10 protein-coding genes are annotated in these 12,029 nt (G+C 61.9%); all 10 read left to right on the forward strand.

All coding sequences use genetic code 11. From position 1 onward, the window contains the following. Positions 1–53 precede the first annotated feature (53 nt). Positions 54–758 (forward strand): succinate dehydrogenase iron-sulfur subunit, encoded by a 705-nt coding sequence (locus tag ACXJKE_RS04390; RefSeq protein ID WP_122955671.1) that lies wholly within the window; start codon positions 54–56, stop codon positions 756–758. A 189-nt stretch (positions 759–947) separates the two neighbouring features. After that, positions 948–1,277, forward strand: a complete 330-nt coding sequence (locus tag ACXJKE_RS04395) for an FAD assembly factor SdhE (protein ID WP_457279337.1) — start codon at positions 948–950, stop codon at positions 1,275–1,277. 27 nt (positions 1,278–1,304) lie between these two features. Then, positions 1,305–2,615, forward strand: coding sequence for a citrate synthase (gltA, locus tag ACXJKE_RS04400; protein ID WP_457279338.1), 1,311 nt, complete (start codon positions 1,305–1,307; stop codon positions 2,613–2,615). A gap of 270 nt (positions 2,616–2,885) precedes the next feature. Continuing rightward, the gene (locus tag ACXJKE_RS04405) at positions 2,886–3,863 is read left to right on the forward strand and encodes a LysR family transcriptional regulator (protein ID WP_457279339.1); all 978 of its coding nucleotides are present in this window, start codon (positions 2,886–2,888) and stop codon (positions 3,861–3,863) included. Between the two features lie 45 nt (positions 3,864–3,908). Beyond that, positions 3,909–5,330 carry a 3-isopropylmalate dehydratase large subunit gene (gene leuC / locus ACXJKE_RS04410; RefSeq protein WP_457279340.1) on the forward strand — a complete coding sequence of 474 codons (1,422 nt, stop codon included), beginning with the start codon at positions 3,909–3,911 and terminating at the stop codon, positions 5,328–5,330. A gap of 11 nt (positions 5,331–5,341) precedes the next feature. Then, complete coding sequence (gene leuD / locus ACXJKE_RS04415) at positions 5,342–5,992, forward strand: 3-isopropylmalate dehydratase small subunit (protein ID WP_457279341.1); 651 nt, start codon at positions 5,342–5,344, stop codon at positions 5,990–5,992. Positions 5,993–6,006: 14 nt separating this feature from the next. Then, positions 6,007–6,543 (forward strand): hypothetical protein, encoded by a 537-nt coding sequence (locus ACXJKE_RS04420; protein WP_457279342.1) that lies wholly within the window; start codon positions 6,007–6,009, stop codon positions 6,541–6,543. Positions 6,544–6,547: 4 nt separating this feature from the next. Further along, complete coding sequence (gene leuB, locus ACXJKE_RS04425) at positions 6,548–7,618, forward strand: 3-isopropylmalate dehydrogenase (RefSeq protein WP_457279343.1); 1,071 nt, start codon at positions 6,548–6,550, stop codon at positions 7,616–7,618. 282 nt (positions 7,619–7,900) lie between these two features. Beyond that, positions 7,901–9,040, forward strand: a complete 1,140-nt coding sequence (gene asd, locus ACXJKE_RS04430) for an aspartate-semialdehyde dehydrogenase (RefSeq protein ID WP_457279344.1) — start codon at positions 7,901–7,903, stop codon at positions 9,038–9,040. Between the two features lie 253 nt (positions 9,041–9,293). After that, entirely contained in the window at positions 9,294–12,029 is a 2,736-nt protein-coding gene (locus tag ACXJKE_RS04435; protein ID WP_457279345.1) for a FimV/HubP family polar landmark protein, read from the forward strand.

Raw genomic sequence — 12,029 nt, forward strand, 5'->3', positions numbered from 1 at the left:
CAAGACGACAAACAGACAGACGGCCCTGCGACCCCACAAGAAGCGAGAACCCCATGACCAAACGTACCTTCAAGATCTACCGCTACGACCCGGACACCGATGCCAAGCCCTACATGCAGACCATCGAGGTAGAGCTCGACGGCCACGAGCGCATGCTGCTGGACGCGCTGATGAAGCTGAAGGCGCAGGACCCGACCATCAGCTTTCGCCGCTCGTGCCGCGAAGGCGTTTGCGGCTCCGATGCGATGAACATCAACGGCAAGAACGGCCTGGCGTGCCTGACCAACATGCGCACGCTGCCCGAGGTCATCATCCTCAAGCCCCTGCCGGGCCTGCCCGTGGTGCGCGACCTGATCGTCGACATGACGCAGTTCTTCAAGCAGTACAACTCGATCAAGCCCTACCTGATCAACGACAACGTGCCGCCCGAAAAAGAGCGCCTGCAGAGTCCCGAAGAGCGGGACGAGCTGAACGGCCTCTATGAGTGCATTTTGTGCGCCAGCTGCTCCACCTCCTGCCCCAGCTTCTGGTGGAACCCCGACAAGTTCGTCGGCCCGGCCGGCCTGCTGCAGGCCTACCGCTTCATCGCCGACAGCCGCGACGAAGCCACCGCCGAGCGCCTGGACAACCTGGAAGACCCGTACCGCCTGTTCCGCTGCCACACCATCATGAACTGCGTCGACGTCTGCCCCAAGGGCCTGAACCCGACCAAGGCGATTGGCAAGATCAAGGAAATGATGGTCCTCAGGACAGTTTGAAAATATGGCCCCCACGCTCGTCACTTCGTGTACTTCGCTGCCCCCCGAGGGGGCGCGTTTCGCCTTGGGGCGGCCCGGCGGCGTGACCATGGCCCCCACGCTCGTCACTTCGTGTACTTCGCTGCCCCCCGAGGGGGCGCGTTTCGCCTTGGGGCGGCCCGGCGGCGAAACCTCCACGGTCTGAACGATATGGAAACCGCCGACGCCCTGCTGGACGAGCGAGCCCTGAGCAAGCTCAAGTGGCGTTGCCGGCGCGGCCTGCTGGAAAACGATTTGCTGATTGAGCGCTTCTTTTTGGCGCACGAAGCGACGCTAACCGTCAGGCAGGCTAAAGGGTTAAATGATTTAATGGATTTGTCCGACAACGATTTGCTGGACCTGCTGTTAAAACGAAAAGTTGCCAGCCAGCTGCCCGATGAAGCGGCCAAGGCAAGTGCCTCTACTTCTGAAGCCCATGAAGTTTTAAAGTTGCTGCAGCCTGCAGCGCCGGCCCCCGATTACGCGTCCGTCCTCCATTGACACTGATACGAAAGAAAGAAGCACGAAATGAAGCTAGCTGACAACAAAGCCACCCTGTCCTTCAGTAACGGCAGCCCCAGCATCGAGTTGCCGGTGTACCAGGGCAGCGTTGGTCCGGACGTCGTTGATATCCGCAAGCTGTATGCCCAGACCGGCATGTTCACCTATGACCCCGGTTTCCTGTCGACCGCTGCCTGCCAGTCGGCCATCACTTACATCGACGGCGACAAGGGCGAGCTGCTGTACCGCGGCTACCCCATCGAGCAGTTGGCCACCAACTGCGATTACATGGAAACCTGCAACCTGCTGCTGTACGGAGAGCTGCCCAATACCGAGCAGAAAATAGACTTCGTCAGCCGCGTGACCAACCACACCATGGTCAACGAACAGATGCAGTTTTTCCTGCGCGGTTTCCGCCGTGACGCGCACCCGATGGCCATCATGACCGGCCTGGTCGGCGCCCTGTCGGCCTTCTACCATGACAGCACCGACATCACCAATCCCGAGCACCGCGATATCTCCGCCATCCGCCTGATCGCCAAGATGCCGACGCTGGTCGCCATGGCTTACAAGTACACCGTGGGCCAGCCCTACATGTACCCCAAGAACAACCTGAGCTATGCCGGCAACTTCCTGCACATGATGTTCGCCACGCCGTGCGAAGAGTACAAGGTCAACCCGGTGCTAGAACGCGCGCTGGACCGCATCTTCATCCTGCACGCAGACCATGAGCAAAACGCCTCGACCTCCACGGTGCGCCTGTGCGGTTCGTCCGGCACCAACCCATTTGCAGCGATTGCTGCCGGCGTGGCTTGCCTCTGGGGCCCGGCACACGGCGGCGCCAACGAAGCGGCACTCAACATGCTGGGCGACATTCAGAAAGCTGGCGGCATCGAGAAAATCGGTGACTTCATCAAGCAGGTCAAGGACAAGAACTCCGGCGTCAAGCTGATGGGTTTTGGCCACCGCGTCTACAAGAACTACGACCCGCGCGCCAAGCTGATGCAGGAAACCTGCAAGGAAGTGCTCAAGGAAATGGGCCTGGAAAACGACCCGCTGTTCAAGCTCGCCATGGCGCTGGAAAAGATTGCCCTGGAAGACGAATACTTCGTGTCGCGCAAGCTCTACCCCAACGTCGACTTCTACTCCGGCATCGTGCAGCGCGCCATCGGCATCCCGGTGCCGCTGTTCACGGCGATCTTCGCGCTGGCCCGCACCGTCGGCTGGATCGCCCAGCTCAACGAAATGATCGGCGACCCCGAGTACAAGATCGGCCGTCCACGCCAGTTGTTCACCGGCTCCACGACCCGTCAGGTGTTGCCGCTGGCCAAGCGCTAAGCCACCTCGCGTTGACACAAAGCCCGCCCGTGGCAACACCGGCGGGCTTTTTTATGCCCCAAGGCCCTGCAGCTGCCTGCTACGTTTTTGATAGCTGCTTTCGCTCGTCCCTATTAGTCTAGAGCCTCAAAACATCTAAAATTCTGGTGGTCCGAGGCCGAAAACGCCTATTGGCAAGCAGGGCATCGCGTAATGCGATGACAAAACATCAATCGTGGTAGCAAAATAGCGTTTCACCATCGTCTAACACGATGACGCCACGCCCATGCCATGAAAAGCTCCGAACGCAACTTTGCCCGCCGCATTGACCTGACCTCGCTTCAGCTCTTTGTGGCCGTGTGCGAGCTCGGCAGCATCGGCAAGGCGGCTGAGCGCGAATTCATTGCCGCCTCGGCCGTGAGCAAACGCCTCTCCGACCTCGAAATCACGCTGGACACACCGCTGCTGTACCGCCACACCCGCGGGGTCGATTTGACGCCCGCCGGCGAAAGCCTGCTGCACCATGCGCGCTCGGTGCTGTTCAGCCTGGAGAAGATGCAGAGCGAGCTCAGCGAATACGCCGACGGCGTGCGCGGCCATGTGCGCGTGCACGCCAGCATATCGGCCATCGTGCAGTTTTTGCCGGAAGACCTGGGCGCGTTCACCCGCGAGCATTCGGGCATCAAGATCGATCTGGAAGAGCACCTGAGCACCGAGGTGGTCCGGGCGGTGCAGGAAGGCGCGGCCGATCTGGGCATCTGCAACACCGCCGACGGCGCGGGTGACCTGCAGGTACTGCCCTACCGCACCGATAAATTAGTGTTGATTGTGCCCAGAGGCCACGCCCTGTTTGCGCAAGGCGCTATCAAATTTGAAGCAGCACTGGACTACGACCAGGTCGGCCTGCACTCCAACAGCTCGATTTACCTGGCCATGCGCGAGGCGGCCGCCCGGCTGGGCCGCACCATCAAGCTGCGCATCCATGTCACCGGCCTGGACGCCATGTGCCGCATGATCCACAACGGCCTGGGCGTCGGCGTGATGCCGCAGCGCGCTTTTGAGCTCATGCACGGCGTCGGCGAGCTGGAGTCCATACCCCTGCTGGACGCCTGGGCCGAGCGCCAGATCCAGCTGGTGGCGCGAGACTTTTCCACCCTGCCCCTGACGGCGCGGCTGCTGGTGGAGCACCTCACACAGCCCGCCGAACCGCACGCCAATGCAGCCCGACCCGCCCAAACCGCAGCCATGGCTGCGAGTTCAGCGGCCTAAAATCACCCTCACGACAGACGACAACGAGAGACCACGAAGGAAACCATGGGACGCACCCTCTACGACAAAATCTGGGACGAGCACGTCGTTCATACCGAAGACGACGGCACAGCCATCCTCTACATCGACCGCCACCTGGTGCACGAAGTCACCAGCCCGCAGGCCTTTGAAGGCCTGCGCGAGGCCGGCCGCAAGGTCTGGCGCATCAGCTCCATCGTCGCCACCGCCGACCACAACACGCCGACCACCGGCTGGGAACTGGGCTACGACGGCATCACCGACCTGGTGAGCAAGGAACAGATCACCACGCTGGACAGCAACATCAAGGAATTCGGCGCGGCCGCCTTCTTCCCCTTCCTCTCCAAGCGCCAGGGCATCGTGCATGTCATCGGCCCCGAAAGCGGCGCCACGCTGCCCGGCATGACGGTGGTCTGCGGCGACTCGCACACCTCCACGCACGGCGCTTTCGGCGCGCTGGCGCACGGCATCGGCACCAGCGAGGTCGAGCACGTGATGGCGACGCAAACCCTGCTGGCCAAAAAAGCCAAAAACATGCTCGTGAAGGTTGAAGGCAAGCTCGCCCCCGGCCTGACGGGCAAGGACATCGTGCTGGCCATCATCGGCAAGATCGGCACGGCAGGCGGCACGGGTTACACCATTGAATTCGCCGGATCGGCGATTCGTGCGCTCAGCATGGAAGGCCGCATGACGGTCTGCAACATGGCAATTGAAGCCGGCGCCCGCGCCGGCCTGGTGGCGGTCGACCAGAAAACCATTGATTACGTCAAAGGCCGCTTGCTCTCGCCCACCGGCGTCGAATGGGATATGGCCGCCAAATACTGGAACACGCTGCACTCGGATGCTGACGCGAAGTTCGACGCCGTCGTCGAGCTCGACGCCAGCCAGATCCTGCCGCAAGTCACCTGGGGCACTTCGCCCGAAATGGTGCTGTCCATCGACGACCGCGTGCCCGACCCCGACAAGGAAAAAGACGCCAACAAGCGCGATGCCATCGAACGCGCGTTGAAGTACATGGGCCTGGAGCCCGGCAAGGCGCTGAACGACCTGTACATCGACAAGGTGTTCATCGGTTCCTGCACCAACAGCCGCATCGAGGACATGCGCGAGGCAGCCGCCGTCATCAAAAAGATCGGCCAGAAGGTTGCCAAGAACGTCAAGCTCGCGCTGGTGGTACCGGGCTCCGGCCTGGTCAAGGAACAGGCCGAGCGCGAAGGCCTGGACAAGATTTTTGTGGCCGCCGGCTTTGAATGGCGCGAACCAGGCTGCTCGATGTGCCTGGCCATGAACGCCGACCGGCTGGAGCCAGGCGAGCGTTGCGCATCGACATCCAACCGCAACTTCGAAGGCCGGCAAGGCGCTGGCGGGCGTACGCATTTGGTCAGCCCGGCCATGGCCGCGGCGGCGGCAGTGCACGGTCACTTCGTTGACATCAGAAAATTCTCTTAAAGAGCCGCACCATGCAGAAATTCACCGTACACAAGGGCCTGGTCGCCCCGATGGACCGCGAGAACGTCGACACCGACGCCATCATCCCCAAGCAGTTCCTCAAGTCCATCCGCAAGACCGGCTTCGGCCCCAACCTGTTTGACGAATGGCGCTACCTGGATGCGGGCTTTCCCGGCCAGGACCCGGCCAGCCGCAAGCCCAACCCGGACTTCGTGCTGAACCAGCCACGCTACGCCGGCGCCTCCATCCTGCTGGCTCGCAAGAACTTCGGTTGCGGCTCCTCGCGTGAACATGCGCCCTGGGCGCTGGACCAATACGGCTTTCGCACGATCATCGCGCCCAGCTATGCCGACATCTTCTTCAACAACAGCTTCAAGAACGGCTTGCTGCCCATCGTGCTGCCCGAGGCACAGGTGGCCCAGCTGTTCGACGAAGCGCTGGCCTTCCCCGGCTACCAGCTCACCGTTGACCTGGAACGGCAGGTGATCGTCAAGCCGCAGGGCGAGGAGCTCCCGTTCGACGTGCAGGCTTTCCGCAAGTACTGCCTGCTCAACGGCCTGGACGACATTGGCCTGACCTTGCGCCAGAGCGACAAGATCAAGGCCTTTGAAGCCGAGCGCCTGGCAACCAAACCCTGGCTGAACCACACGGTGGCAGGATGATGGCGCACTCGCGCATGGCAGGGCTGGTTGTTGCCCTGCTGACCGGCCTGACGGGCTGCTCGACGATGGAAGCGGTCAATCGCGACCAAACCCAGCTGGCAGCCATCGAAAAGAACGCCCCTGCGAATGCCGCGACGCTTCGGCTGCGCTCCTTCTCGAATGGCACAGCGCGATTTGGTGTGAGCCCACAAAGCGCGTCATGCGAAGGCTTCAAGGATGTAGGTGTTGCTCTGAACACCATAGAACCCAGCCGGACCTACGCCGGCCGCGAACGCAAAGACATTGTTGAAGTACTTCCGCAAGCTGGCCCGGTGCAGATTCGCGCCTATGCGCAGGAGCAGCATTTTGCGAACAACATAACCTACAAGTCAAAGTGTGGACCGGTAGCTGTCCGCTTCGTCGCCGATCCGCAGAAAAAATACACTGCCGACCTGATCTGGAAAGACAAGCGTTGCACCATCGTGGTCAACGACACCACCAGTTCAACCCCCATCCCCGTGCCGGGCAGCAATTACTCTTGCCCGGCCAGTTTTTCTGAAATCCTGGATTAATCCCATGAAAATCGCAATCCTCCCTGGTGACGGCATCGGCACCGAAATCGTCGCGGAAGCCGTCAAGGTATTGAAGGCGCTCGACCTGAAGTTTGAAACCGAAAGCGCACTGGTCGGCGGCGCAGCATACGAGGCCCATGGCCATCCGCTGCCCGAAAGCACGCTGAAGCTCGCCAAGGAAGCCGATGCCGTACTGTTCGGTGCCGTCGGCGACTGGAAATACGACAAGCTCGACAGGCCGTTGCGCCCCGAGCAGGCCATCCTGGGCCTGCGTAAAAACCTGGGCCTGTTCGCCAACTTCCGCCCGGCAATTTGCTATGCGCAGCTGGTGGACGCCTCTAGCCTCAAGCGCGAACTGGTGTCCGGCCTGGACATCCTCATCATCCGCGAGCTGACCGGCGACATCTACTTCGGCCAGCCGCGCGGCCGCCGCGTTTCGCCTGATGGCCACTTCCCCGGCTCGGAAGAGGCCTTTGACACGATGCGCTATTCGCGCCCCGAGATCGAACGCATCGCCCACGTGGCCTTCCAGGCGGCCCGCAAGCGTGACAAGCGCGTCACCAGCGTCGACAAGGCCAACGTGCTGGAAACCTTCCAGCTCTGGAAAGACGTGGTCACCGAAGTCGGCAAGCAGTATCCCGACGTCGCGCTGGACCATATGTATGTGGACAACGCCGCCATGCAGTTGGTGAAGGCACCGAAAAAGTTCGACGTGGTCGTCACCGGCAACATGTTCGGCGACATCCTGAGCGACGCCGCCGCCATGCTCACCGGCTCCATCGGCATGTTGCCTTCGGCCAGCCTGAACGACAAAAACCAGGGCCTGTACGAGCCCAGCCACGGCAGCGCACCCGACATTGCGGGCAAGGGGGTGGCCAATCCGCTGGCAACCATCCTGAGCGCAGCGATGATGCTGCGCTTCAGCCTGAACCAGCCCGAAGCCGCCGCCCGCATCGAAAAAGCCGTAGACGCCGTGTTGAGCCAAGGCCTGCGCACGCCTGACATCTATAGCGAAGGCACGACGAAGGTCGGCACGGTGGAGATGGGCAACGCAGTCGTAAAAGCGCTGACCTGACGTTTTTTTACCGCAAATCGCCTCAAACCAAGGGTAAAAAACGGGTTTGAGGCGGCTGTCAGCCCCGATAAAGCCAAGCCTGGCTACAATTAACACCATGCGCAAAAACCCCGCACTCACCCGCTTTATCGCCGCTACGCGCGCGATCGGCGCTGCGCCGGTTTTTGCCCAGATCACCAAAACGACCACCATTAAAGGCTAGCAAGCCTGGTTCGTCGTGCCCTGCCGGCTCGATGAGCCGGGCCAAAAAGCCTTATTTTTGACTTTTTGAAGGGCAACGCAATGAAACTCAAAGGCAATCTCACGGGACTCGTCGGCTGGCGCGGCATGGTCGGCTCCGTCCTGATCGACCGCATGCAGGCTGAAGGCGACTTCGACCTGATCGAGCCGGTTTTCTTCTCGACCTCGAACGCCGGCGGCAAAGCCCCGGCCCAGGCCAAAAACGAAACTACCCTGAAGAACGCCTTTGACATTGAAGCGTTGAAGAAGTGCGACATCATCATCACGGCACAGGGCGGCGACTACACCACTGAAGTCTTCCCCAAGCTGCGCGCCGCCGGCTGGACGGGCCACTGGATTGACGCGGCCTCCACGCTGCGCATGAACGACGATGCCATCATCATCCTGGATCCGGTTAACCTCCCGGTCATCCAGAACGCCATGGCCAAGGGCGGCAAGAACTGGATTGGCGGCAACTGCACGGTGAGCTGCATGCTGATGGGCGTGGGTGCGCTGTACAAGGCCGGCCTCGTCGAATGGATGACCAGCATGACCTACCAGGCGGCGTCCGGCGGCGGCGCCCAGCACATGCGCGAGCTGCTGACGCAATATGGCACGCTCAATAGCGAAGTCCGCGCCTTGCTGGACGATCCCAAATCAGCCATCCTGGAAATCGACCGCCGCGTGCTGGCCAAACAGCAATCACTGAATAGCGATGAGACGGCCAATTTCGGCGTGCCGCTGGGTGGCTCGCTGATCCCCTGGATCGACAAGGACCTGGGTAACGGCATGAGCAAGGAAGAATGGAAGGGCGGCGCGGAAACCAACAAGATCCTGGGCCAGGGCGCTGGCTTCGGCACGGCTGAAACGCCGGTCGACGGCTTCTGCGTGCGCATAGGCGCGATGCGCTGCCACAGTCAGGCCCTGACCTTCAAGCTGAAGAAGGACGTTCCGCTGGCCGATATCGAGGCCATGATCGCTGCCGACAACGAATGGGTCAAAGTTGTGCCCAACACGCGTGAGGCCTCGATCAAGGACCTCACACCAGTCGCCGTGACGGGCACCATGCAGATTCCGGTGGGCCGCCTGCGCAAACTGGCCATGGGCCCCGACTACCTCGGTGCCTTCACCGTGGGCGATCAGTTGCTCTGGGGTGCGGCCGAACCGCTGCGCCGCATGCTCCGTATACTGCTTCAGGGGTGAATAATTCGGGGTAAGCGGTTGCCAACATGCGGCCGCTCATCCGTAACCACTTGTTTCCGTGCGTTGTCGTCTGACAACATCCTGAACATGTAAGTTGATGCTAACTCGATGTGTCAAAACTTAAGTGGTGTCTTAGCTTGTCAGCCTAATGCCTTGATGTTAAGGTTGTTTTTCGAAAATTCGCATCGAGGTTTTTGTGCGCTTAAGCAGAATAAAGTTACATGCAGACCGAGCACTGGAGGCTCCCAACCCCATGAATAAACGCGGTCGTTGGCGTATTGGCGCCCTGGCGAGTGCCATTGCATTGCTGGGCAGCCTGGCAAGTCTTGAAGCCCATGCGCTCGCGCTGGGCCGGATCACCGTTCAATCGGCACTGGGTGAACCCCTTCGCGCCGAAATCGAGATCACGGACCTCAAGCCCGATGAAGCAGCCAGCCTTCGGGCCGGTGTTGCACCGGCAGAAGCCTTCAGGGCAGCAGGCATGGAATACGGCACGGTGGTCACCGGCGTCGAAGTCAGCCTGCAACGTCGGACGGACGGACGGGCTTTCCTTCGATTGAGCAGCAACCGCCCCGTTACCGAGCCTTTCGTGGACCTCATCCTGGAGGCCAATTGGTCGAACGGGCGAATTACACGCGACTACACCATGCTGTTTGACCCGCCGGCCCTGCGGTCCGGCAGTAGCGGCACAGCAGTTGCGCCAACTGCACCTGTGCTGTCACGCCCCGGTTCGCCCAATGCCGCGCCGCCCGCCAAAGGCATCGCGTCCATCCCCTATTCCCCGTCAGGCCCCGGCTCCAGTGCCACCAGGCCCGCCCCCGTAGCCAAGGCACCTGCGGCAAAGGCGGAAAAAGCCCCTGCTGGCGACACGCAGGTCACCGTCAAATCCGGTGACACCGCAGGCAAAATCGCTGCCCAGAACAAGCCGTCCAGCATTTCACTGGACCAGATGCTGGTCGCCTTGCTCCGAAGCAACCCGGATGCCTTCATCGGCGGCAACGTCAACCGCATCAAGTCCGGCGCCGTGCTGGACATTCCGACCGCGGAATCGGCCGGTGCCGTCTCCCCCGGCGAAGCTACCCAGACCATCGTCGCGCAAAGCAAGGACTTCAACACTTTCCGCCGAAAACTCGCAGAAGGCGTGCCGGCGGCACAGGTAGCCGGTGCCGACCGCCAGGCCGGCGGCAAGGTGGAGGCCAAGGTGGAAGACCGGGCGCCTGCCAGCACCACCCCCGACAAGCTCACCCTGTCCAAGGGAGCCGTCAAGGGCAAGGCAGCGACAGCCGCCGAAGAAAAGATTGCCAAGGAACGGCAAGCCAAAGAAGCCTCGACACGGGTTGCGGAGCTGTCCAAAAATATCAACGAGCTCAACAAACTCGGAAGCGGTCCGGCAGCGGCACCCGCAGCCAGCGCGGCCAAAACGCCAGGTGTGGCTGTTCCAGCCCCGTCCAGCGTCACGGTGCCCGCGGCGGCTCCGACAGCTTCGGCGCCTTCCATCGCCGCATCATCGGCAACCTCCGCCAAAGCAGCCGCTACAACCACACAGGCGGCCAGCGCAGCAGCAGTTGCCGGCACGACGCCTGCGGTTGCCATGGCACCCGCCTCTGCGGCCTCAGCGACGGCCGCAAGCGCCGAGCCGCTTGTAGCGGCTTCACAACCAGCCCCCGCGGCCAGTGAGCCCGCTGCTCCGGTCGCAGCCGCTCCAGTAGTGCCCAAAAAGCCGGTCGTTGCGCCACCGCCGCCGCCGCCTGAACCCAGCCTGCTCGACGAACTGATGGAGAACCCCCTGGTATTGCCGGGCGTAGGCCTTCTGGTCGCGTTGCTCGCCGGATTCGGCTTTTACCGGTACCGCCAGCGCGCAGGCGGGGCCCAGGTTGACAGCTCTTTCCTTGAAAGCAGGTTGCAGCCCGATTCTTTTTTCGGCGCCAGCGGCGGCCAAAGAATTGACACGAATGAAGGCAACGCCACGGGCTCGTCCCTGGTGTATTCGCCCAGTCAATTGGACGCCGCTGGCGACGTAGACCCCGTAGCCGAAGCCGACGTGTACCTGGCATATGGACGCGACCTGCAAGCTGAGGAAATCCTCAAGGAGGCGATGCGCACCAGCCCCATGCGCGTGGCAATTCACGCCAAGCTGATGGAAATCTATGCCAAACGCCGCGACAGCAAGGCATTTGAGACCGTCGCCATCGAAGCCTTCAACCTGACCCACGGCAATGGCCCGGAATGGGCGTACATCACCGAGATGGGCCGAGAGCTCGACCCTTCGAACCCGATGTACCAGCCTGGCGGACAGCCCGCCGGCACAGCCTCTGCCGCCGGGACATCGGCGTTCAGCCCGGGCGGTACCGTGGCCATGGTGGCTCAACCGGTCAATGTCCCTGCGCCAACCCCGGCCGTGGACGTTGATCTTGACCTGGATTTCTCACTCGGTGATGAGCCTGATACAGCCACAACCCCTGCGGCAATATCGGCACCCGTTGCACCAAAACCAGTTGCCCCGCCCGTTACCAAGAAACCGGAACCCGCCGCCCTGAACATGGATTTCAGCAGCGCAACGGTTGCCATGCCTGCGGCCAAGCCACCGGCACCTGCTGCGGCCAAACCCGCCGAAGCGGCACCCGAGATTTCCTTTCTGTCCGAAGGCCTGAATTTTGAACCCGAGCCGTTCGTCCCGCCAGCCAAACCGGTTCCGCCGGTCAAGGCCGCTCCGGCTCCGGCCCCGGCAGTAGCCGACAGCGGCATGCTGGAATTCGACCTGGGCGCGCTTTCACTTGACCTGAATGGCCCAACAACGGAGAGTCCCGCTCCTGAGTTTGAAGTATCTTCTTCGTCGGATGACCCGCTTGAAACCAAGTTCATGCTGGCCGAAGAGTTCCGCTCACTGGGTGACACCGACGGTGCCCGCTCGCTGGCCGAAGAAGTGCTGGCAGAAGCCAGCGGCCCGTTGAAAGTCAAGGCGCAGGCGTTCCTGAACGCCTTGGCGTGA

The sequence above is a fragment of the Polaromonas sp. P5_D5 genome (assembly GCF_054049435.1).

Bases quoted from the DNA above. Each gene is read 5' to 3' on its own strand.
- ACXJKE_RS04390 (WP_122955671.1), top strand. From the start codon at position 54: ATGACCAAACGTACCTTCAAGATCTACCGCTACGACCCGGACACCGAT.
- ACXJKE_RS04395 (WP_457279337.1), top strand. From the start codon at position 948: ATGGAAACCGCCGACGCCCTGCTGGACGAGCGAGCCCTGAGCAAGCTC.
- gltA (WP_457279338.1), top strand. From the start codon at position 1,305: ATGAAGCTAGCTGACAACAAAGCCACCCTGTCCTTCAGTAACGGCAGC.
- ACXJKE_RS04405 (WP_457279339.1), top strand. From the start codon at position 2,886: ATGAAAAGCTCCGAACGCAACTTTGCCCGCCGCATTGACCTGACCTCG.
- leuC (WP_457279340.1), top strand. From the start codon at position 3,909: ATGGGACGCACCCTCTACGACAAAATCTGGGACGAGCACGTCGTTCAT.
- leuD (WP_457279341.1), top strand. From the start codon at position 5,342: ATGCAGAAATTCACCGTACACAAGGGCCTGGTCGCCCCGATGGACCGC.
- ACXJKE_RS04420 (WP_457279342.1), top strand. From the start codon at position 6,007: ATGGCAGGGCTGGTTGTTGCCCTGCTGACCGGCCTGACGGGCTGCTCG.
- leuB (WP_457279343.1), top strand. From the start codon at position 6,548: ATGAAAATCGCAATCCTCCCTGGTGACGGCATCGGCACCGAAATCGTC.
- asd (WP_457279344.1), top strand. From the start codon at position 7,901: ATGAAACTCAAAGGCAATCTCACGGGACTCGTCGGCTGGCGCGGCATG.
- ACXJKE_RS04435 (WP_457279345.1), top strand. From the start codon at position 9,294: ATGAATAAACGCGGTCGTTGGCGTATTGGCGCCCTGGCGAGTGCCATT.